Below are 20,149 nucleotides of genomic sequence, written 5' to 3'. Positions count from 1 at the left end.
CTCTTCTCCTTTGCGCATCGGCCCGTCGCCGGTTTGCTGGCGACAATGTGGGCCAACAGGCCGGCATCGAAAAGATTGCATTATTCGCATGGACTATGCGATACTATGCATGAATGGATCGCGACCTGCTCAGCCACCTTCCCGTTATCGTCGCCGTGGCGCGGCGGGGCGGCTTTGCGCTTGCCGCTGCCGAACTCGGCATGAGCCCTTCGGCGGTCAGCCACGCTGTACGTCTTGTGGAGGAGCGCATCGGCCAGCCGCTCTTTGCCCGCACAACCCGCAGCGTATCGCTGACCGAGGCCGGTCAGGCGCTTGTCGCGACGGCCGAGCCCGCGCTGCAGGATATCGCCGAGCGGATGGAGCGTATCCGCGGCATCAAGGGTCGCCCGGCGGGACTGCTCAGAATCAATGTTTCACATATCGCCGTCCCGATGGCGGTGACGCCGGTGGTGGCGGCCATGGCGGACCGCTATCCGGATGTGACAGTGGAAATCTATGCCAATGAAGGATTGGTCGATATCGTCAGCGAAGGCTTTGACGCCGGCATCAGACTTGGCGAAATGATCGCGCAGGACATGATCGCGATCCGGATGACCCCGCCATTCCAGGTGATCATCGTAGCGTCACCAGCCTATATCGGCCGGCATAGCCGCCCGCACAGCCTGGCCGATCTCGCCGCCCACAATTGCATCGGCTACCGTCTGGTGCGATCCGGCGCGGTCTATCGTTGGGATTTGACGGAGGACGGCAAGGACGTGGCCGTGGAAACGCGCGGCACCGCCATCGTCACCGATTCGCTTGCCGCGATCGACCTGGCGCTGTCGGGAATGGGACTGGCCTATGTGTTCGAGCCGCTGGTGCGCGCCGACCTGGCCGCTGGTCGGCTTGTCCAGGTGTTGCCGCAGTCGGCAATCGAGGAACCAGGCCTGTTTCTCTACTTTCCGCGCCGGGCGGCAATGGCACCGAAGCTGCGCGCCTTTGTCGACGTCACACAAGAAATCGGCCGGACACCCTCGCGAGCGCCCGGCCGAGTTGCCTGAGCCGAAAAGCTGCTTGGCAGCTTACTTCTTGACCGCTGCAGCGACTTCCGCGGCGAAATCGGTCTCTTCCTTCTCGATGCCCTCGCCCAGCGCAAAGCGCAGGTAGGCGGTGATCTTGGCCGGGGCGCCGATGTCCTTCTCGGCATCCTTCAGCGCCTTCTCGACAGTGATGTCGGGATTGAGCACGAAGGCTTGCTTCAGGAGCACGACTTCCTCGTAGAACTTGCGCAGACGGCCCTCGACCATCTTCTCGATGATCGCTTCCGGCTTGCCGGACTGGCGCGCCTGGTCGGAGAAGATCGCCTTCTCGCGTTCGACCGCGGCCGGATCGATCTGCTCTGCGGTCAGCGCCAGAGGGTTGGTGGCGGCAACATGCATGGCCACCTGGCGCCCAAAGGCATTGGCGGCATGCTCATTGCCCGTGGTCTCGATCGCGACCAGCACGCCGAGCTTGCCAAGGCCGTCGGCAACCGCGTTGTGGACGTAGGTAGCGACAGCGCCGTGCGGGACGGTGAGCTTGGCCGAGCGGCGGAATCCCATGTTTTCGCCGATGGTGCCGACAGCGTCCTTGATGGTGTCGGCAACCGACTTGTCGGAACCTGGATACTTTGCGGCGGCCACAGCCTCCGTCGTGCCATAGGCCAGCGCAACCTTGGCAACGTTGCCGACGATTTCCTGAAACGCGGCGTTGCGGGCCACGAAGTCGGTCTCGGAATTGACTTCCACGACGGCGGCTTCGCGCACGCCATTGTCGACGCCGATCAGGCCTTCAGCCGCGGTGCGGCCAGCCTTCTTGTCGGCCTTGGAGATACCCTTCTTGCGCAGCCAGTCGACGGCTTCTTCCATGTTGCCGTTGGTCTCGGTCAACGCCGCCTTGCAATCCATCATGCCCGCGCCGGTCAAGTCGCGGAGTTCTTTGACCTGTGCAGCCGAAATGCTCATTGTCGCCTCTTTGTTTTAAATGCACCGACGCACCATCGGTATTCGATGGTGCGTCTGTTTAGCGTGCCAGAATATGAGAAAGATGAAGGCCGCAACCGGCCTTCGATTATCAAGCTTCGGGAGCTTCCGACGCCGGAGCCGGGTCGAGCGCGGGTTCGACCGGAGCTTCGACCGAAGCGCCGATGTCGACGCCGAGCGCGCCCTGCTGGCGGGCGATGCCGTCGATCGCAGCCTTGGCGATCAGATCGCAATAGAGCTGGATGGCGCGCGCCGCGTCGTCATTGCCGGGGATCGGGAAGTCGATCTTGTCCGGATCGCAGTTCGAATCGATGATGGCGACAACCGGGATGCCGAGGCGCTTGGCCTCGAGGATGGCGATCGCTTCCTTGTTGGTGTCGATCACGAACATCAGGTCGGGCGTCGAGCCCATGTCCTTGATGCCGCCCAGCGCCTTGTCGAGCTTCTCGCGCTCGCGGTCGAGGTTCAGGCGTTCCTTCTTGGTCAATCCTTGCGCCTCGCCGGCCAGCATCTCGTCGAGCTTGCGCAGGCGCTGGATCGAATTCGAGATCGTCTTCCAGTTGGTCAGCATGCCGCCGAGCCAACGCGAGTTGACATAATACTGAGCCGAACGCTGTGCAGCATCGGCGACGATGTCGGACGCCTGGCGCTTGGTGCCGACGAACAGCACGCGACCACCCTTGGCGACGGTGTCGGAAACCTGCTTAAGCGCCTGGTGCAGCAAAGGCACCGTCTGCGACAGGTCGATGATGTGGATGTTGTTGCGGGCGCCATAGATGTAGGGCGCCATCTTCGGGTTCCAGCGGTGGGTCTGGTGGCCGAAGTGAATGCCAGCTTCCAAAAGCTGGCGCATGCTGAAATCAGGCAGTGCCATTCAAAGTTCCTTTCCGGTTAGCCTCCACGGACACAGGCATTTTTGGACTTTGTCCTCGAACGCCACCGGAGGTTTCAGCCGGATTTCTCCCGGGCAGACACCAAAGTCCGTGTGTGGAATGAGCGCGCATATAGAGGGGATGCGCGATAAACGCAAGCGCCGCGGGATCTGTGGTGCGGCGTGCGACGATCCGCGCCCTGCCGTCAGCGCTTTATCTTCCCGTTCGGCACTCGCACTCGCCGGAAGACCGCGACGATCTCTTCGCGGCTGCATTCGATGGCGCCGAGCCGCACCGCTCGATCGCGCTCGAAGCCGGTTATGTCATAATGCGGCGCCGATGTCTTGGGCGGCCCCTGGTAGGATGAGCGCTTGACGCCGAGCCGGGCGGCAAAGCGATGCAACTCGTCGGTGTCGTCGGCCAACAGATGGCACCAGCGATGGCCGGCCCAGTTCCAGATCGCTGCGTCGACATAGACCGTCATGAAGCTTGCTGTTTGCCTTCCATCCTCCACCACAGCGGGCCACGTGGCCCGTCAGGATGTCAGGGACGATAGAATGGATTCGGATAGAAAATGAAGCCGCCATTGGCCGCAAGCTCGGCCACAATGTTGGTGACCGTATCCTGCATGCGACGGTGCAGTTCGGCAACCGCATCGTCGATAGAGTCCGTATGCTCATGCAAGCCCAGTGCCTCCGGCACCCGGATGTGGGCGCAACGCGGCCCGGCCGGCTGCGGAATGAACCGGTTTATCGTGTCGCGCAGCCCGCCCCGGCAATAGTCGTTGCGGATCCGCTTCAGATGTTCGGCGATCTCCTCCTGGGTGATGCGCGGATTGGCGCAGGCCCAGGGTCCGACGCGCTGCAGCCTCTGAACCCTATCGGCGAGCGCGCGGACCTGGCTTTGCCGTTCCGTATCGTCGGTGTTTTCGCGTTTTCGCGCTGCCAGCGACGCGCACGCCGCAGAAGCTCTGCGGTGTCGGTTATGGCAGCGTCGCATGAGATGCTTTCGCCGAGTCGGCGGCCGAGTTCAGCAACCAACGCCTGCTGGCGCTCGGCATAGGTTGCGCCTTCGCCGGATGGCATGCCCGATGCTGCTTCATCGCGGGCCAGCAGCGCCGAATAGACATGGTGGATGCGCTGCAGGAGCGTGTCGGTCGCAAGGCGTTCTATTTTCAGGCTTTTCTCGACATAAGCGCATTCCTTCGCCAGCGCCGCTTCGACATTCCCGGTGAAGGCGAGCTTCCAGACGACTGGCGCGATCCAGACCTTGAAATCGGAATCCGTGGCCCGGCCGCGCTTGAGGGCCTCCAGCCCCATCTCGATGGCACCCGGCAGCAAAGGCGCAACGACATTGGCATGCCAGCCGACGCCGCCTTCGGGATGCAGCAGCACGCCATGCCCTTTCAAGGCCCAGGCGATGGAGTGTTCCTTGGCTGCCCCGCTGTTGCCGGGAATCTGAGCGATCAAATTGTTGGCCAGCCAGAACTTCTGCATCAGCCGGCCAAGGCCGTTGACGACACCATTGGTTGCCCATGAGGCCGTGAGCGGGCTGACCTGCGACACGATTTCCTTGTCGATCATCCAGTCGGTGAAGAACTCGGGATGATTGGGCGTGATGAAGGTCGCCTTCCCTGCCCCGCAACTGGCCTTCAGCCGCTCAAGGTCGGCGTGGGGAAAGTCGATATGGCGGACATCTGAGACGCCGCGCAGACCGGCCAGGCGATTGAACGGCAAGATATCCCGAAATCCGGGAATGCCGCGCAGCATGACGATCCGGTTGACGGATGTCATGGCCCTGATCAGTGCCGGGTTGGGCCGCGGCGCCACGAATGTATCGATCCTGCTCAAGCTGATCCCCCTCGCGCCTGGACGCCGGGGAGAGGTTGAGAGACGATTGCGGCACGTTCAAGTCGATCGTTACGACCACGCTGCGTCGTGGCAAAACAACTGCCTAGACCGGCACTATTTGGCGGGACAGGGTTTCGTCTGGTCGAACAGCGACAGGTTGACCAGCTTGCCGGTCATCGAGAAGTCGCCATAGTCCATGACGAGATCGCGGGTGATGCCGTTCTCATGCAGCTTGAAGCTGATACGGTATTCCGGCACCTCTTCGCCCGTCTTGTTGGTGTCGTCGAAATAGGCGATATCGACCGGCCAGTATTTGTCGGTGGCGAGCTTTGCCAGTGCCGAAGCTTCCGGGTCGGCCTTGTCGGCATCGGTTTTCTTGCCGACCACGACGGTGGTGGTCATCACCTTGTTGGCGTCTTCGGAACCGTCGAACAGGTTGGTTTCGTAAAAATTCTCGCCCTTTTCGGCCTTGCCGATCAGCTCGACCAGATGCTGGGTCGGGAATTGGGTTGTCGCCAGCTCGACGCTGTTCTTTTCAGGCTTGTCGATGTCGACCTTCAGGCCCTTGGTCTCTTTGGTGGCGATGCCCTTGACCTCTTTGTCGAGATTCTGGTCGACGAAGGATTTTGTCACGAACGAAAATGTCTTGCCTTCGGCGTCCTCGAAAGTGGTCGTCTGCTGGTCGGTCAGCCTGGTGTTGTCGGCGGTGACGATCTGGGTGACGAAGCGGAATTTCACCGTATAGCCTTCGCAGGCCGAGCCATTGAACTCATAGACCATGCGGCCGGATATGCCTGTGATGCCGGACTGATCGGACGCTTTTTTCAAGGTAAGATCGTAGACGGCGCGGTGGGCTTGCAACGCCGGCGCTGCGAAGGCAGGGCCTATCGAGAAGACCCCCGACAACAGGACGGCATGGAATGCGAGGCGCGTTGCGCGCATGAGGTACTCCGATCGTCGCGACTGATGGCAGGCCGCAGGGAAAGATGGTCCAGCTTAAAAAAAGTCGTGGCGGAAGCGAGGCAAAAATAGCAATTTCGGCCCGGCCGGCGCGGCGTCACCAAGCAATAGGGAAATACCATGAGTGAAACAATCGAAAAGCGGCTAAGCGATCTGGGTGTGACGCTTCCCGTCGCCGCCGCGCCCGCCGCCAACTACGTGCCCTATTGCCGGACCGGCAATCTGCTGTTCACCGCCGGGCAATTGCCGCTCAAGGACGGCAAGCTGCAGGCGAGCGGGCTGTTAGGTCGCGATCTGGATACGGCAGGTGGCAAGGATGCGGCAAAATACTGCGCGATCAACATCCTGGCGCAGGCCAAGGCAGCACTCGGCGACCTCGAGAAGATTAGCCGTCTGGTGAAGATCACCGTTTTCGTCGCCTCGACACCTGAGTTCGTCGAGCAGCATCTGGTTGCCAACGGCGCCTCCGATTTCCTGGTGGCGGCCCTTGGCGAGCGTGGCAAGCATGCGCGCTCCGCCGTCGGCACCGCCTGCCTGCCGCTTAATGCCTCAGTGGAAATCGAAGCCGTCTTCGAAATCGAATGAGCCAGGGGACTGATATGACCGACCTATCCTGGCTGACCGCCCGGCCCGTCGCCCATCGCGGCTTCCACGACATGAACAAGACGCGCTGGGAAAACACGCTGTCGGCCTTCGCCGCGGCCGCCGAACGCGGCTATGCCATCGAATGCGACGTCCACCTGTCGTCCGACCGCGTTCCTGTCATCATCCATGACGGAGATCTCAAGCGCCTGACCGGCCAGGATGGTTTCGTCTGGCAGCGCACCGCAGCAGAACTCGCGGCGCTCAGGGTCGGTGGCACGGCGGACCATGTGCCGACGCTGCAGGAAATGCTCCACCTGGTCGACGGCCGCGTGCCATTGGTGGTCGAGTTGAAAGGCACGCCCGGCTATGACGAAGGCCTGGTGGCAAGCGTCGGCAATATGCTCAAGCGCTACAAGGGCAAGGCGGCGATCATGTCGTTCGACCACTGGCTGGTCCGCGATTTTCCGAAGGACGCGCCGGGTATCCCGGGGGGGCTCACCGCCTACGGCAAGGACGTCGGGTTGATCGAGGCGCATTTCGCCATGCTGGCGCATGAGATCGCCTTCACCTCCTACGCCGCCGGCGACCTGCCGAACCCATTTGTCAGCTTCGTGCGTGAAAGGCTGAAAATGCCTGTTATCACCTGGACGGTGCACGACCAGCCGGCGGTCGACCTGACCTTCAGATATGCCGACCAGATGACGTTCGAGGGGTTCGAGCCCGATCTGGTCAAAGTCGCCTGAATGTCTGAAACGTGACTTGTACCAGGCCGGACGGAGCTTAAATAAGCCTCATGGATCAGGGCGACGAGGGTGACGGACAAACGGCCAATGCGGACTATTCGATCCGCGTCGCCGCCGGCATCGGCGCCTTCACCTGTGATGAATGGAACGGCTTTGCCGGAACTGCGCGCGGAAATTCAGAAACCAGTTACAATCCTTTGGTTTCCTTCGCTTTTCTAAGCGCACTCGAAGATTCTGGATGCGCCGTGCGGCGCACCGGCTGGCAGGGCCATCACCTCAGGCTGGAGGACGGGCAAGGCAGATTGCTGGGTGCGGTGCCCTGTTATCTCAAATCGCACAGCCAGGGCGAATATGTGTTCGATCATGGCTGGTCGGATGCCTTCGAGCGCGCCGGCGGCCGTTACTATCCCAAACTGCAAAGTGCCGTGCCGTTCTCGCCGGTCACCGGCCCTCGCCTGCTGGTCAGCAAAGGCGAGGACAGCGCCAAAGTGAAGGCCGGTCTCGCGGCGGGCCTGAAGGCGGTGACGCAAAAGCTCGGTGTCTCTTCCGCGCATGTCACCTTCGCGCAAGAGAGCGATGTGGAGGTGCTGGAAGCGGCCGGTTTCCTGCACCGCACCGATCAGCAATTCCATTTCTTCAACGAAGGCTTTTCAACCTATGACGACTTCCTCGCCACCCTTGCCTCGCGCAAGCGAAAGGCGATGAAGAAGGAAAGGCGCGAAGCGCTTGGCGACGGCATTTCGATCGATCGGCTGACCGGCAAGGACCTCACGGAGAAGGCCTGGGACGATTTCTTCGCCTTCTACATGGACACCGGCAGCCGCAAATGGGGCCGGCCCTATCTCAACCGTCAATTCTTCTCGCTGATCGGCGAACGCATGGCCGACGACATCCTGCTGGTGATGGCCAGGCGCAATGGGCGCTATATCGCCGGCGCCATCAATTTCATCGGCTCCGACGCACTTTATGGCCGCAACTGGGGCTGCATCGAGGACCATCCCTTCCTGCATTTCGAGGTCTGCTACCATCAGGCGATCGACTTCGCCATCGAGCGCAAGCTGAAGGTGGTCGAGGCGGGCGCGCAGGGCGAACACAAGCTGGCGCGCGGCTACCGGCCGGTGACCATGCATTCCGCGCACTACATTGCACACCCAGGCCTGCGCAATGCCGTCGCCGACTACCTCGGGCGCGAACGGCAGGAGGTGGAGCGGATGAGCGAATATCTGGAAGAGCACACCCCGTTCCGCAAGGATCTGGAGGAGTAGCAACAGGGCTGCCTTGACGAGCAGGGCCGACTTCGTCCGATCGTCTTGCCGATTTTCCACCGTTTCGCTACACGAAAGGCACAATCCGGAGCGTTCGCCATGACCGAGGCCGCCTACGATACCGACAACATCTTCGCCAAGATCCTGCGCGGCGAAATTCCCTCGCACCGTGTCTACGAGGATGACGCGGTCATCGCCTTCATGGATGTGATGCCGCAGGGGCCGGGCCACACGCTGGTGGTGCCGAAGGCGCCATCGCGCAACCTGCTCGACGCCGACCCGTCAATTTTCGGCCATCTCTTGAGCGTCGTTCAGAAAGTGGCACTGGCGGTGAAAAAGGCCTTCGGCGCCGATGGCGTCACCGTCATGCAGTTCAATGAGCCGGCCTCGGGGCAGACCGTCTATCATCTGCATGTGCATGTCATCCCGCGCTTCGACGGCATTCCCCTGAAGCCGCACACGGGCGGGATGGAGAAGCCGGAGATTTTGGTCGGGAACGCCGAAAAGATACGGTCAGCGCTGCAAAGCTGACGCGCATGTCCGCTTGCGAAACCGTCTTAATCGGTTCCGGTTTGAGCCAGTTGCTCAATCGCGCTGGGCCGAGCGATGCCTTGCTCCAGCCGTCGCCGGATCGTATCCGCGCACTGCTTCGGGCTCATGAGCGAAGTATCGACTTCCAGATCGTAGACGCCTGGGCGGTGGACCTCCTCCTGCCACAGGCGCACGGGCAACGGCACCGGATCGTCTGATGAGCCGGTCACATATCTCTTGTCCGCCGCGCTGGCGGCACGCCTTTCCATGATGATTTCCAGCGGGCAGCGAACACCGACAAACAGCACCGGCAGACCTACAAGCCGCCGCGCGCAACCGGCCACAATGTGAAGTGGTCTCGAATAAGCATCGTGATGGCCGATATCCGCCACGACATTCAGCCCCAGCCGGCTGTGGACGGCGATCGATTCGTAGAGCGCGGCGTATAATCCGGGCACGAGGGCCTCAAGGTCCGGACGCTCGCCGCCGGGCCGCAATCCTATCCCGGGCCGATAGCGTGCCGGCGTAGCCTGCTCGTAACGTCGACGCCGAGATTGATCCAGACGCCATTGAAGCGCTCCTGAACAGCTCTGGCGATGCTTGTTTTTCCCGATCGCGGCGCACCGTTCAGGATGATGATCTGGCCGCTCATGCCCCTCCTCCTTGCAAACGAAAAAAGCCCCGTTTCCGGGGCTTTTCGACTTTCCTCAAAGTCAGTTCTTTCTGGGCAGTTGCGGGACGAGACTGCGCTTGCCGCCGTCCTTGCCCTTGGCTTCGGGCTTCTGCGCCACCAGCTTCTTGGCCGCCGGCTTCTTCGCCACGGCCTTTCTGGGCTTCGGCGTTTCTTCCGGCTCTTCCTTCTTCGGCTTCACCGGCGCCTCGTCGGCGAGCGATTCGAGCTTCAGGCCGGTCTCGCCGGTTTCCTTCTTCTCGACGGTGACGCGCACCGTGCCGCCCTTCTTGAGCTTGCCGAACAGCACCTCGTCGGCCAACGGCTTCTTGATGTGCTCCTGGATCACACGGCCGAGCGGCCGCGCTCCCATGCGCTCATCATAGCCCTTGTCGGCGAGCCAGGCGATCGCATCCGCCGACAGGTCGAAGGTGACGCCACGCTCGGAAAGCTGGGCCTCGAGCTGCATGACGAACTTCTGCACCACCTGATGGATGACCGGCACCGGCAGCGAGCCGAACGGGATGATCGCATCGAGCCGGTTGCGGAACTCCGGCGTGAACAACCGGTTGATCGCCTCGACATCGTCGCCTTCGCGCTTGGTCGAGCCGAAGCCGATCGCCGCGCGCTGCGCATCCGACGCGCCCGCATTGGTGGTCATGATCAGGATCACATTGCGGAAGTCGATCTGCTTGCCGTTATGGTCGGTCAGTTTGCCGTGGTCCATCACCTGCAACAGGATGTTGAACAGGTCCGGATGCGCCTTCTCGACCTCGTCGAGCAACAGCACGCAATGCGGATGCTGGTCGACGCCGTCCGTCAGAAGACCGCCCTGGTCGAAGCCGACATAGCCCGGAGGCGCGCCGATCAGCCGCGAGACGGTGTGGCGTTCCATATATTCCGACATGTCGAAGCGGATCAGCTCGACGCCGAGCGAGGCGGCCAACTGCTTGGCCACTTCGGTCTTGCCGACGCCGGTCGGGCCGGAGAACAGGTAGGAGCCGATCGGCTTCTCCGGTTCGCGCAGGCCGGCACGTGCCAGCTTGATCGCCGAGGTCAGCGCGGTGATCGCAGTGTCCTGGCCATAGACGACGCGCTTCAGCTCGATATCGAGGCCCTGCAGCACCTTCTCGTCATCGGCCGAAACCGTCTTCGGCGGGATGCGGGCCATGGTGGCGATCGTCGCCTCGATCTCCTTGATGCCGATGGTCTTCTTGCGCTTGGCTTCGGGCACCAGCATCTGCGAGGCGCCGGTCTCGTCGATCACATCGATCGCCTTGTCCGGCAGCTTGCGGTCGTTGATGTAACGTGCCGACAGTTCCACCGAGGCCTTGATCGCCTCATTGGTGAACTTCACCTTGTGGAACTCCTCATAATAGGGCTTGAGGCCCTTCATGATCTCGATGGCGTCCTCGATGGTCGGTTCGTTGACGTCGATCTTCTGGAAGCGCCGCACCAGGGCACGGTCCTTCTCGAAGAACTGGCGGAATTCCTTGTAGGTGGTCGAGCCGATGCAGCGGATCGCACCCGACGACAGCGCCGGCTTCAACAGGTTGGACGCATCCATGGCGCCGCCTGAAGTAGCCCCTGCCCCGATGACCGTGTGGATCTCGTCGATGAACAGCACGGCGCCAGGATAGTCCTCGAGCTCCTTGACGACCTGCTTCAGCCGTTCCTCGAAATCGCCGCGATAGCGCGTGCCGGCGAGCAGCGTGCCCATGTCGAGCGCGAAGATGGTGGCGTTGTGCAGCACTTCGGGAACGTCGCCCTCGACGATGCGCTTGGCCAGACCCTCGGCGATCGCCGTCTTGCCGACGCCGGGGTCGCCGACATAGAGCGGGTTGTTCTTGGAGCGGCGGCACAGCACCTGGATGGTGCGGTTGATCTCGGACTCGCGGCCGATCAGCGGGTCGATCTTGCCGGCCTTGGCCTTGTTGTTGAGATTGACGCAATAAGCCGTCAGCGCATCCTGCTGCTGCTTCTTCTTGCCGCCTTCCTCTTGTGGCTCGGCGCCGTTCTGGCCGCCCTGCTCGTCGTCCGCACCGCGCGGCGAGCGTGTCTCCGACGCGCCCGGACGCTTGGCAATGCCGTGCGAGATGTAGTTGACCGCATCGTAGCGGGTCATCTGCTGTTCCTGCAGGAAATAGGCGGCATGGCTCTCGCGCTCGGCGAAAATGGCGACGAGCACGTTGGCGCCCGACACTTCCTCGCGGCCAGACGACTGCACATGGATCACCGCGCGCTGGATGACGCGCTGGAAACCGGCGGTCGGCTTGGAGTCCTCGTCGTAACCGGTGACGAGATTGTCGAGCTCGGTGTCGATATAGGTGAGAACCGTGTGCTTGAGCTCATCGAGATCGACATTGCAGGCGCGCATGACGGCGGCCGCCTCGGTGTCGTCGATGAGCGCGAGCAGCAGATGTTCTAGGGTTGCATATTCATGGTGCCGCTCATTGGCGAGCGTCAGCGCCTGGTGAAGCGCCTTTTCCAGGCCTTGGGAGAAAGCCGGCATGTTACCTCACTTCTTCTCCATCACGCATTGCAGCGGATGCTGATTCTGTCGGGCGAAATCCATGACCTGGGACACTTTGGTCTCGGCCACCTCGAATGTATAGACCCCGCACTCGCCCACTCCATGATTGTGAACATGAAGCATGATGCGTGTGGCGGCTTCGCGATCCTTCTGGAAAAAACGCTCCAGCACGTGAACCACGAACTCCATCGGAGTGTAGTCGTCGTTGAGGATGAGGACCCGATAAAGGCTGGGCTTCTTGGTCTTGGTTTTGGTGCGCGTGATGACGGCCGTCCCACGGCCGGCCCCATTGCCGTTACCGTCGCCGTCTTGCATTCGCACCACTCGTCTCGTGGCAGTCAAACCTGAAGTCACGTATTCCTGCCTCTTTCGATTCCCCATGCGAGTTCGACATGTAGGTGTTCGATGTACGATTTTAAGCCCTTCTGGTTAGCTGACAATATGGCTAGGTCACCAACTTGGACGATTTTCGCAATCGTGAAGGGGCGCGAGGCCCTGGAACGGAAATTGACACGAAAAAGCCCGGCCGCGTTTCCGTGGCCGGGCCTTTTCTCGGGTTCAAAGGCTGAATCTGGGGTCACGTCAGGCGAAATCAGTTCGCCCGGGCAAAATTACTTTGCCTTGGCAACGATCGATTCGAATGGCTTGTAAGCTTCCTTGGCGAGTTCGGCATAGAGATCGCCGATCTTGGTGGCCTCGGCGACGAACGCCTCATAAGACTGCTTGGCGTAGTCCGACTGGATCTCGATCGCCTTTTCCAGCGACTTGGCTGAAAACAGCTTCTCCACAGTGGCGCTGCCGGTTTCAAAACTCTTCTTGGTGTATTCACCAGCCTCGGTGGCAATCGCCTGCGCGCCCTTGGACAGCGACGCGAAGCTCTTCAATCCGGTGTCGGCGAACTCTTTGCCGTATTTGCTGAAGTCCTCATAGGTCTGGGTCATTTCACGATTCCCTTGACGGTTGAAGCGTCCTTCTTCGGGGCGCCCTTGTGCAATGCAAGATAATATATTGTGCGCCGCACAAAAGTCAAGATTTCGCGGGCTTGCGGGCCCGCCTGCCCAGCCAATGGCTAAAAATGGAATAAAGAGAACCTCAAACCCGAAGAAAATGGTGAACGCGGCGGTTACCATAAACGGATTGGTAACGCTGCGCCGGTAGCTTGACCGGAAGCGAGGCAGGACCCTTTGCCGCCTCCAACGCAACGAAGAAATCCAAGGGAAGTACCAGTGCGTAAGGCGTTGTTGGGCATCGTTTCCAAATCCACCTCCCCTCTCAAAACGATGATGATCATCGCCTTGGCGATGACATTCGTTTTTGGCGACGTTGCCTCGTCGCTGGCGGCCAGGCAGGCGGCCATCGTCGTGGATGCCAAGACCGGCAAGGTGCTTTACTCCGCAGATGCCAACGGCAGGCGCTACCCGGCTTCGCTGACCAAGATGATGACGCTGTACCTGACCTTCGAAGCTATGGCGAAGGGCAAGATCAGCAGGAACACGCCAGTGGTATTTTCCGCCAAGGCTTCCGCCGAGGCGCCGACGAAACTTGGCGTGAAGCCGGGTGGTTCCGTCACGGTCGAGACCGCGATCCTGTCGGTCGTCACCAAATCGGCGAACGACTCGGCCACCGCGCTCGGCGAAATGCTCGGTGGCAATGAAACCACTTTTGCCCGCATGATGACGGCCAAGGCGCGTGCGCTGGGCATGAACGGCACCGTGTTCCGAAACGCCAATGGCCTGCCCGACCCCGGCCAGTTCACCACCGCGCGCGACATGGCGACGCTCGGCATCGCGCTGCGCGAGCATTTTCCGCAGTATTACGGCTATTTCTCGCAGCGCTCCTTTCTCTACGGGCGCAAGCGCATCAACGGCCACAACCGCCTGCTCGGACGCATCAAGGGTGTGGACGGCATCAAGACGGGCTACACCCGCGCCTCCGGCTTCAACCTCGTCTCATCGGTTTCCGATGGCAATCGCCGCATCGTCGGCGTGGTCATGGGCGGCACCTCGGGCGGCAGCCGTGACAATCAGATGGCCAACCTGATCAACACCTATCTGCCGAGGGCATCGACTCGCGGCGGTGGCGATCTGGTCGCCAAGGCCGGTGGCAACAACCCGATCACCGCCCTCGCCAAGGTTCTTCTGCCCAAGCATGACGCTCCGACACCGGACGACAAGCCTGTCATAGCGCAGGACGATGCCATCGTTGCCGAGGACGCCACGGTCGCCGAAGACGACACCGCGCAGGCCGAGGAAGCAGCTCCCGTCGTCAAGACCAGAAAGGTCAAGACCGTCATCGTTTCAGCCCCCCAGGTCGCGACGGCCCAGGTGGTAGCGGCCTATGCCGAGCCGACGCCGGCGGCTGTCGACCCGGTCAACACCGCGTCGGTGCCGTCGGGCTGGGCCATTCAGGTCGCCTCGTCGCCCAAGCAGTCCGAGGCCCAGGCCTTTCTCGACAAGACCACCAAGCAGGCGCCCAAGGTGCTGGCGGAAGCTTCCGGTTTCACTGTCGCCTTCGACAAGGATGGCGTCACCTACTACCGCGCCCGCTTCGGTGGCTTCGGTTCGAAGACCGCCGCCTGGAAGGCCTGTACCGCTTTGAAGAAGAAGAACATCGAGTGCTACGCCGTCCAGCAGTAGGACGGCGCGCAAGCCATCTCCCGGAAAAATTCTGCGTCGAAGGAGACTAGTTGTGATTGGAGAGCAAGACGTCCTTGGCTTCGTTAATCCGCGCCGCCAGGAAAGACGTGCCGCCGACATCGGGGTGCAGGCGCTGCATCAGGCGGCGGTGCGCCTTGCGGACATCCGCCGCGGCGGCCCCCGCTTCAAGACCAAGGACCTTGTAGGCCTCCTCCTTAGTCATGGCGCCCGGACCTGGCGGAACACCCAGCCCTTCGCCACCGTTCGTCTCAGCGTTTTTGCGCCAGACGGGAAATCTGCCGTCAAGATACGTCTCTAGCAGCTGTCGGCTCTCTGGATCGCTGGAGAGTTCGCGGTAGAGGTGTTGCAATTCCGCCAGCCCCATCGCGCCAAGCATCTTGCCTTCGTGGCGGCCAGCCAGGACCAGTCCTTCGAGGCCGCCGGTATCGTGATCGAGCTCCATTTCCAATGCGGCCGTGCGCACCGTGGAGCGTTTGCCCGGTGCAAGCCCGGCCGGCTCGCGTTTCATGCGCATGGAACCATACCAGGCAATTGCCGCGGTGAGGATCATGCCGCCGATGCCTTCACGGCCGACCACAAGCACGGCGACGCCGACAAGTGCCAGAAGAGCCGGGCCGAGCGTTCGCAGCGTGCTCGCCAGTTTCGCCGGCTCGGCACGCAGAAAGATCGTCACCGCGCCGAGAAGCAGCAGAAGCAACGCTACAAAAGCGATGATTGCGCCCATTATTTTCCGCCGCCCCGCAGATGCTCGATCATCAGCCGGTCTTCCGGCCTGCCCCTGGCTTCGAGCGCCTTCAACCCGCCGGTCGCATACACGGCGACGGCCGAAAGCAGCCCTGCCAGGGTCGCGGCAGCCCGCCGATCAAATCGGAACCAAGCCCCCTTGGAAAGCCGCGCAATCTCTTTGAACGCCTTTTCCGCGCCGGAATCATGGCCTTCCTGAAACACGAAGACAGGAACGCCATGAAGGCCGAGGCTGCCGGCCTTTTCGGCCAGATCGTCGATATTCTCTTCCATCGCGTCGCCGATGTAGACCAGCGCATTGACCTTGGCGGCCGCCGTCTGTTTCAGCGCATGCGTCAGGACCTTGCCGATCTGGGTGTGGCCGCTACGGCATTCGATCCGCGTCATCAGCTGCTTCAAGGCATTGGTGTCGCTCACGAAAGCCGACGAACGGCACTCGCCGAGACCGCGAAAATAAACCAGTTGCACGCTGAGGGTTCCGGCCTTGCCGACGGCGTCGAACATCTGGCCCTGCAGCTCACAAGCCAGATCCCAGGTCGGCTGGCGGCTCATTGTTGCGTCGAGAGCAAGGATCAGCCTGCCCGAACCGGTCGCCGACGTGGCAAGTGTCCTCGCCTGACGGATGAAGGCGTCGATCTCGCCGGCGTTGGATTGAGGCTTGATCGGCGCAGGATTGGCCCTCGCGGGCACGGGCTGCTTCTTATCGCTCATGAAAAACAAGATGTGGCGTTGCCACATCGCTTGCAAGCCCCACATCGGGCGGTGCAAAGGGCCAGGCGGTGATGCCACCTGGGGTCAGAGCAGACCGAGATCGGCCAGCTCGCGCCTGAGTTTCGGCGGCATCTCGATCAATCCGGCCTTGCCCTTGCCCAGATCGAGCGGCGCGTCCGCCGGCTTCAGGTAGCGCCAGCCCTGAAAAGCCCGGCGCGGCTGCCAGTCGGTTCGAACAACCTCGGGGTCGAGAATCAGGTGGCAGCGGCTGATGCCTTCACCGTCGGTGAACGGCCGGATCTCGGTGATCAACTGGCGGCACTGCACATTGCCTTTGATCACCCAATAGAGCGAACCACCATCGGTAACCTCGGCGCCGCGCGTCGGCATCATGCGGGTGGTGTGATACTGCTCGACCGGCTCACCGGAGCGCCGCCGCTCGTCGAGGCGGAAGGCGATCCACTCTTCGAGATCCTCGACGCTGTCGCAGCCGACACAGAGTTTTATGAGATTGAGAGACATCGCTTAAGGTTAGTCCCGCACGCGAACGCGTCAACGACCGGATCGACTTCTCCACAGTGGCGGTTTAGGCCAGCCTTCAGCACTCCACGACGTTGACTGCAAGCCCGCCAAGGCTGGTTTCCTTGTACTTCTCGTTCATGTCGAGGCCGGTCTGGCGCATGGTCTCGATCGCCGCATCGAGCGGTACGAAATGGATGCCGTCGCCCTTGATGGCCAGCGACGCGGCCGTCACCGCCTTGACCGCGCCCAGCGCATTGCGCTCGATGCACGGCACCTGAACCAGACCACCAACCGGATCGCAGGTCATGCCGAGATGATGTTCGAGCGCGATCTCGGCGGCATTCTCGACCTGTTCGGGCGTACCGCCCATGACGGCGCACAGGCCGGCCGCCGCCATCGCCGATGCCGACCCGACCTCGCCCTGACAGCCGACCTCGGCGCCCGAGATCGATGCGTTGGTCTTGATGATGCCGCCAACGGCGGCAGCCGTCAGCAGGAAATCACGAATGCTCGGCTGGTCCGCCTCGGGATGGAAATGCAGCCAGTAGCGCAGCACCGCCGGCAGCGTGCCGGCAGCGCCATTGGTCGGCGCGGTGACCACGCGGCCGCCGGCGGCATTTTCCTCGTTCACGGCCATGGCGTAGATCGACAGCCAGTCATTGGCGAGCAAAGGATTGGGCTTGTTCTGCTGCCACTGCTCCTGCAGCTTATCGTGCAGCATGCGGGCACGGCGGCGCACCTTCAGCCCACCCGGCATGATGCCATCCTGCGACAGGCCACGGTCGATGCAGCCCTTCATGGCGCTCCAGATTCCGTCGAGGCCGGCGTCGAGCTCCTCGCGCGTCATCTGCGTCTCCTCGTTGACGCGTTTCATGTCGGCGATGGAAAGACCGCTTTTGCCGGCCATGGCCAGCATCTCGACCGCATTCTTGAACGGATAAGGCACTTTCTTGCCTTCGGTTGTCACCGAACCCTTGGCTTTCATCCGCTGCAGTTCTTCTTCGGAAACCACGAAGCCGCCGCCGATCGAATAATAGATCCGCTTGAGCAGCAGGCGGCCGCCGGCGTCATAGGCGTAGAACGCCATGCCGTTGGCGTGGCCGGTGAGCGGCGTCTTGCGGTCCAGCACCAGATCGGTGGCCGGATCGAAGCGATACGAGGGATGGCCGGGAGGCGAAATGCGCTTTTCGGCGGTGATGCGGCCGGCAATGCCATCCGCCTGATCGGGATCAACCGTCTGCGGCGTCAGACCGGCAAGGCCGAGCATGACGGCGCGATCACTGCCGTGGCCAATACCGGTGTAGGCGAGTGACCCGTGCAGGCTTGCGCCAAGCCGGTCGACCTTGACGCCCGCCGGACGCGGCCAGTCATTTCCCGCGACCTCGTCGAGAAACCGCGCAGCGGCGGTCATCGGCCCCATCGTGTGCGAACTCGACGGTCCTATGCCGATCTTGAACAGGTCGAAAACCGAAAGGAACACGCGGCGTTGTCTCCTGGAGTCAGGTCGAGGACTACATATAGGAATTCCCACGATGTTTCCGCTCTTTTGGAAATCGCGGCGCTGCACCCGCCGACCTTGTTTGCTCCGGCAGCGACATTGGTACGATCGCTGTATGCGGACATCGAAGCGATTGCGCTGAATGTGATAAATTCAGTCCATGGGCGATTCCCTCGATCTTTCGACAGCCGATCTCGCGGCGCTGGCCTTCTTCCTCGTCGCGTGGCTGCTGCACACGTTCGCCTCCGACGGCAAGCTGGTCAGCCGCATGTCGCTGACGACGGCGATGAATGCACAGCGGCAAGCCTGGATGCGGACCATGGCCGAGCGCGAGATCCGCATCGTCGACACCGCCATTATGAGCGGGCTGCAGCAAGGCACCGCCTTCTTCGCCTCCAGCTCGCTGATCGCGATCGGCGGCTGCTTTGCCTTGCTCGGCGCGTCCGACCGGGTTCTTGAAGTGCTCAGCGACCTGCCCTTGGGTGGCGCGCCGTCGCGCGCGGCTTTTCAGATAAAGGTGTTCGGACTGGTGCTGATCCTGGCGTTTTCGTTCTTCAAATTCGGCTGGGCGTACCGGCTGTTCAACTATTGCACGATCCTGATCGGCGCCGTGCCGATCCCGCATGGCGAAGCCTCACGCAATCCGGTCACCGAAACGGCGGTGTGGCGTGCGGCGCAAATGAACATGCTGGCCGGAAAGCACTTCAACTCCGGCCTGCGCGGGGTGTTCTTCTCGATCGGTTATCTCGGCTGGTTCGTCGACCCCATGGTGTTCGTGTTGTCGACGCTGTTGCTGCTGGCCGTTCTGGTGCGGCGCCAGTTCTTCTCGGCCGCCAGGCAGGCGGTGATCGGTCAGCCGCCTGGAAAAGCATGATCGATCCGGCCAGACAGCCAATAGGCAAAAAGCCCGATCCATTCGCGGATGGCCATGGTGGTGGCCTGCAGTGAGTCGGCCGGATTATCGCGGAACAGCCCGATGCCTTCTTTGCCCGAGGTGCGATAGTCGACCGGCCAGGGAACGGTGGCGAAGCCAGCCTTGTCGAACAGCGCCTTGGCGCGCGGCATATGGAAGGCTGAGGTCACGAGCAGCCAGGTCTCGCCGGGCTTCGGCGTGACCAACTCCTTGGTGAAGACCGCGTTCTCATAGGTGTTGCGGGATTTGTTCTCCAGGATCAGACGATCGGCGGCCACGCCAAGCGCGGTGAGCAGGCGCGGCGCGGTTGCGGCATCGCCCTCGCCATCGAGAAACAACGCGCCGGTGCCGCCGGAGACGACCACCTTGGCGGTGGGAAAGCGCCGGGCCAGAACTGCGGTCTCGACCATCCGATCGCCGCTGCTGTTCAACTCATAGCCACCGCGCGCCAGATTGATGGCGCCCTCAAAGCCGCCGCCGAGCACGACGATGCCGTCGACCTTTGCCGGCAGCGGCGGGCGCGCGAAGCGCTCTTCCAGCGGATTGAGCATCATGGCGCCGAGCGACGTCCAGGCTGACAGCGCAAGGACCAGAAATGCCAGCACGCTGCCGGTGGCCGCCAGCCGCCGGCGCCCGATCATGGCCGCGAGCAATCCCGCCAGCAGCAGGAAGATCGCCAGGTTGAGCGGCTGGATGAAGAACCAGAAGATCTTGGAAAGGTAGAAGAACATAGGAGCCGGATGTCCCTCGGAGTGCCCGTCGATTTATACGAAATCTACGCTCTGGCACGAATAGCGGCAATATCTTACAAATAAGGATACACAATGGAAAATATGCACAGCGGAATTACGGTCAACGCCAAAATGTAAAAACCAACGCCGAGCCAATATATTCCCGGATCTTCGCTTTTCCGGTGTAATCCTGTCCTTGTCTTGAGCGTTTTCGTTTTCAAAGCTGAGATCAGTACAGGAACACCGCGCCAAAGCCAGTAGCAATAGAGCGGCAGAAGGATGGCCAGCAGTAGCAAGCTGGCAAATCCATACGACATGATCTTTTCGTTCTCTACCACCACTTCTCCGGCTGGAACGTGCCTGC

The 20,149-nt window shown here is 61.8% G+C and carries 22 protein-coding genes and 1 pseudogene; 7 read left to right on the top strand and 16 right to left on the bottom strand.

All coding sequences use genetic code 11. The features are described from left to right. The first annotated feature begins 113 nt into the window (after positions 1–113). Positions 114–1,040 (top strand): LysR family transcriptional regulator, encoded by a 927-nt coding sequence (locus tag EOB49_RS03120; protein ID WP_127380114.1) that lies wholly within the window; start codon positions 114–116, stop codon positions 1,038–1,040. A 21-nt stretch (positions 1,041–1,061) separates the two neighbouring features. On the opposite strand, the gene tsf is transcribed toward EOB49_RS03120, so the two are convergent. The 6 genes from tsf to EOB49_RS03095 all read right to left on the bottom strand — a co-directional run bounded on the left by tsf (position 1,062) and on the right by EOB49_RS03095 (position 5,664). Beyond that, on the bottom strand, positions 1,062–1,982 hold the full coding sequence (tsf, locus tag EOB49_RS03115; protein ID WP_127321483.1) for a translation elongation factor Ts: 921 nt from the start codon (positions 1,980–1,982) through the stop codon (positions 1,062–1,064). Positions 1,983–2,091: 109 nt separating this feature from the next. Then, the gene (gene rpsB, locus EOB49_RS03110) at positions 2,092–2,874 is read right to left on the bottom strand and encodes a 30S ribosomal protein S2 (RefSeq protein ID WP_023777441.1); all 783 of its coding nucleotides are present in this window, start codon (positions 2,872–2,874) and stop codon (positions 2,092–2,094) included. A gap of 203 nt (positions 2,875–3,077) precedes the next feature. Next, on the bottom strand, positions 3,078–3,356 hold the full coding sequence (locus tag EOB49_RS03105) for a DUF4031 domain-containing protein (protein ID WP_127380113.1): 279 nt from the start codon (positions 3,354–3,356) through the stop codon (positions 3,078–3,080). Positions 3,357–3,415: 59 nt separating this feature from the next. After that, positions 3,416–3,556 carry a hypothetical protein gene (locus tag EOB49_RS37295; protein ID WP_245472433.1) on the bottom strand — a complete coding sequence of 47 codons (141 nt, stop codon included), beginning with the start codon at positions 3,554–3,556 and terminating at the stop codon, positions 3,416–3,418. Between the two features lie 113 nt (positions 3,557–3,669). Beyond that, on the bottom strand, positions 3,670–4,722 hold the full coding sequence (locus EOB49_RS03100) for a hypothetical protein (protein ID WP_245472430.1): 1,053 nt from the start codon (positions 4,720–4,722) through the stop codon (positions 3,670–3,672). A 114-nt stretch (positions 4,723–4,836) separates the two neighbouring features. Next, positions 4,837–5,664 carry a cell envelope integrity EipB family protein gene (locus EOB49_RS03095; protein ID WP_127269019.1) on the bottom strand — a complete coding sequence of 276 codons (828 nt, stop codon included), beginning with the start codon at positions 5,662–5,664 and terminating at the stop codon, positions 4,837–4,839. Positions 5,665–5,802: 138 nt separating this feature from the next. On the opposite strand from EOB49_RS03095, the gene EOB49_RS03090 reads away from it, so the two are divergent. The 4 genes from EOB49_RS03090 to EOB49_RS03075 all read left to right on the top strand — a co-directional run bounded on the left by EOB49_RS03090 (position 5,803) and on the right by EOB49_RS03075 (position 8,806). After that, the gene (locus EOB49_RS03090; RefSeq protein ID WP_127380112.1) at positions 5,803–6,267 is read left to right on the top strand and encodes a RidA family protein; all 465 of its coding nucleotides are present in this window, start codon (positions 5,803–5,805) and stop codon (positions 6,265–6,267) included. A 14-nt stretch (positions 6,268–6,281) separates the two neighbouring features. Beyond that, positions 6,282–7,010, top strand: a complete 729-nt coding sequence (locus EOB49_RS03085) for a glycerophosphodiester phosphodiesterase (protein ID WP_127380111.1) — start codon at positions 6,282–6,284, stop codon at positions 7,008–7,010. Positions 7,011–7,060: 50 nt separating this feature from the next. Continuing rightward, positions 7,061–8,275, top strand: coding sequence for a GNAT family N-acetyltransferase (locus EOB49_RS03080; protein WP_127322676.1), 1,215 nt, complete (start codon positions 7,061–7,063; stop codon positions 8,273–8,275). Positions 8,276–8,374: 99 nt separating this feature from the next. Further along, the gene (locus tag EOB49_RS03075; RefSeq protein ID WP_127380110.1) at positions 8,375–8,806 is read left to right on the top strand and encodes an HIT family protein; all 432 of its coding nucleotides are present in this window, start codon (positions 8,375–8,377) and stop codon (positions 8,804–8,806) included. Between the two features lie 26 nt (positions 8,807–8,832). Here EOB49_RS03075 and EOB49_RS03070 read toward each other — a convergent pair. The 4 genes and pseudogenes from EOB49_RS03070 to EOB49_RS03055 form a co-directional block, all read right to left on the bottom strand. Continuing rightward, a pseudogene (locus EOB49_RS03070) lies at positions 8,833–9,458 on the bottom strand (chloramphenicol phosphotransferase). A gap of 61 nt (positions 9,459–9,519) precedes the next feature. Beyond that, positions 9,520–11,988: an ATP-dependent Clp protease ATP-binding subunit ClpA gene (clpA, locus tag EOB49_RS03065; protein ID WP_127258970.1), complete on the bottom strand. Its 2,469-nt coding sequence runs from the start codon at positions 11,986–11,988 to the stop codon at positions 9,520–9,522. A gap of 6 nt (positions 11,989–11,994) precedes the next feature. Beyond that, positions 11,995–12,324 carry an ATP-dependent Clp protease adapter ClpS gene (gene clpS / locus EOB49_RS03060; RefSeq protein ID WP_023812950.1) on the bottom strand — a complete coding sequence of 110 codons (330 nt, stop codon included), beginning with the start codon at positions 12,322–12,324 and terminating at the stop codon, positions 11,995–11,997. A gap of 296 nt (positions 12,325–12,620) precedes the next feature. After that, a complete protein-coding gene (locus tag EOB49_RS03055) occupies positions 12,621–12,950 on the bottom strand; it encodes a phasin family protein (RefSeq protein ID WP_013531776.1) in 330 nt (109 codons plus the stop codon). Between the two features lie 285 nt (positions 12,951–13,235). Between EOB49_RS03055 and EOB49_RS03050 the strand changes: the two genes are divergently transcribed. Further along, the gene (locus EOB49_RS03050; protein ID WP_127380109.1) at positions 13,236–14,645 is read left to right on the top strand and encodes a D-alanyl-D-alanine carboxypeptidase; all 1,410 of its coding nucleotides are present in this window, start codon (positions 13,236–13,238) and stop codon (positions 14,643–14,645) included. Positions 14,646–14,691: 46 nt separating this feature from the next. Here EOB49_RS03050 and EOB49_RS03045 read toward each other — a convergent pair whose 3' ends face one another. From EOB49_RS03045 to EOB49_RS03030, 4 genes are all read right to left on the bottom strand, one after another. Then, positions 14,692–15,390, bottom strand: a complete 699-nt coding sequence (locus EOB49_RS03045) for a DnaJ domain-containing protein (protein WP_127321619.1) — start codon at positions 15,388–15,390, stop codon at positions 14,692–14,694. After that, positions 15,390–16,121 carry a VWA domain-containing protein gene (locus EOB49_RS03040; protein ID WP_164761857.1) on the bottom strand — a complete coding sequence of 244 codons (732 nt, stop codon included), beginning with the start codon at positions 16,119–16,121 and terminating at the stop codon, positions 15,390–15,392. Before EOB49_RS03040 ends, EOB49_RS03045 begins: the two co-directional genes overlap by 1 nt. An 84-nt stretch (positions 16,122–16,205) precedes the next feature. Beyond that, a complete protein-coding gene (locus EOB49_RS03035; RefSeq protein ID WP_127321621.1) occupies positions 16,206–16,643 on the bottom strand; it encodes a DUF1489 family protein in 438 nt (145 codons plus the stop codon). A gap of 76 nt (positions 16,644–16,719) precedes the next feature. Then, the gene (locus EOB49_RS03030; RefSeq protein WP_127380108.1) at positions 16,720–18,123 is read right to left on the bottom strand and encodes an L-serine ammonia-lyase; all 1,404 of its coding nucleotides are present in this window, start codon (positions 18,121–18,123) and stop codon (positions 16,720–16,722) included. Positions 18,124–18,301: 178 nt separating this feature from the next. Here EOB49_RS03030 and EOB49_RS03025 point away from each other — a divergent pair, with 178 nt between their 5' ends. Then, on the top strand, positions 18,302–19,015 hold the full coding sequence (locus EOB49_RS03025; protein ID WP_127380107.1) for a DUF599 domain-containing protein: 714 nt from the start codon (positions 18,302–18,304) through the stop codon (positions 19,013–19,015). On the opposite strand, the gene EOB49_RS03020 is transcribed toward EOB49_RS03025, so the two are convergent. Together EOB49_RS03020 and EOB49_RS03015 are read right to left on the bottom strand one after the other, a co-directional pair. After that, positions 18,994–19,785: a YdcF family protein gene (locus EOB49_RS03020; RefSeq protein WP_127380106.1), complete on the bottom strand. Its 792-nt coding sequence runs from the start codon at positions 19,783–19,785 to the stop codon at positions 18,994–18,996. The two genes, EOB49_RS03025 and EOB49_RS03020, sit on opposite strands and share 22 nt — an antisense overlap. Positions 19,786–19,859: 74 nt before the next feature. Beyond that, positions 19,860–20,149: hypothetical protein (locus EOB49_RS03015; protein WP_206526082.1), on the bottom strand; the 290-nt coding region annotated here is incomplete at its 5' end.

The organism is Mesorhizobium sp. M7A.F.Ca.MR.148.00.0.0 (assembly GCF_003997735.1).
Taxonomy (GTDB): Bacteria; Pseudomonadota; Alphaproteobacteria; order Rhizobiales; family Rhizobiaceae; genus Mesorhizobium.
This window is presented reverse-complemented; position numbering and strand designations above follow the sequence as displayed.

Bases quoted from the DNA above. Each gene is read 5' to 3' on its own strand.
- EOB49_RS03120 (WP_127380114.1), top strand. From the start codon at position 114: ATGGATCGCGACCTGCTCAGCCACCTTCCCGTTATCGTCGCCGTGGCG.
- tsf (WP_127321483.1), bottom strand. From the start codon at position 1,982: ATGAGCATTTCGGCTGCACAGGTCAAAGAACTCCGCGACTTGACCGGC.
- rpsB (WP_023777441.1), bottom strand. From the start codon at position 2,874: ATGGCACTGCCTGATTTCAGCATGCGCCAGCTTTTGGAAGCTGGCATT.
- EOB49_RS03105 (WP_127380113.1), bottom strand. From the start codon at position 3,356: ATGACGGTCTATGTCGACGCAGCGATCTGGAACTGGGCCGGCCATCGC.
- EOB49_RS03095 (WP_127269019.1), bottom strand. From the start codon at position 5,664: ATGCGCGCAACGCGCCTCGCATTCCATGCCGTCCTGTTGTCGGGGGTC.
- EOB49_RS03090 (WP_127380112.1), top strand. From the start codon at position 5,803: ATGAGTGAAACAATCGAAAAGCGGCTAAGCGATCTGGGTGTGACGCTT.
- EOB49_RS03085 (WP_127380111.1), top strand. From the start codon at position 6,282: ATGACCGACCTATCCTGGCTGACCGCCCGGCCCGTCGCCCATCGCGGC.
- EOB49_RS03080 (WP_127322676.1), top strand. From the start codon at position 7,061: ATGGATCAGGGCGACGAGGGTGACGGACAAACGGCCAATGCGGACTAT.
- EOB49_RS03075 (WP_127380110.1), top strand. From the start codon at position 8,375: ATGACCGAGGCCGCCTACGATACCGACAACATCTTCGCCAAGATCCTG.
- clpA (WP_127258970.1), bottom strand. From the start codon at position 11,988: ATGCCGGCTTTCTCCCAAGGCCTGGAAAAGGCGCTTCACCAGGCGCTG.
- clpS (WP_023812950.1), bottom strand. From the start codon at position 12,324: ATGCAAGACGGCGACGGTAACGGCAATGGGGCCGGCCGTGGGACGGCC.
- EOB49_RS03055 (WP_013531776.1), bottom strand. From the start codon at position 12,950: ATGACCCAGACCTATGAGGACTTCAGCAAATACGGCAAAGAGTTCGCC.
- EOB49_RS03045 (WP_127321619.1), bottom strand. From the start codon at position 15,390: ATGGGCGCAATCATCGCTTTTGTAGCGTTGCTTCTGCTGCTTCTCGGC.
- EOB49_RS03040 (WP_164761857.1), bottom strand. From the start codon at position 16,121: ATGAGCGATAAGAAGCAGCCCGTGCCCGCGAGGGCCAATCCTGCGCCG.
- EOB49_RS03035 (WP_127321621.1), bottom strand. From the start codon at position 16,643: ATGTCTCTCAATCTCATAAAACTCTGTGTCGGCTGCGACAGCGTCGAG.
- EOB49_RS03025 (WP_127380107.1), top strand. From the start codon at position 18,302: ATGGGCGATTCCCTCGATCTTTCGACAGCCGATCTCGCGGCGCTGGCC.
- EOB49_RS03020 (WP_127380106.1), bottom strand. From the start codon at position 19,785: ATGTTCTTCTACCTTTCCAAGATCTTCTGGTTCTTCATCCAGCCGCTC.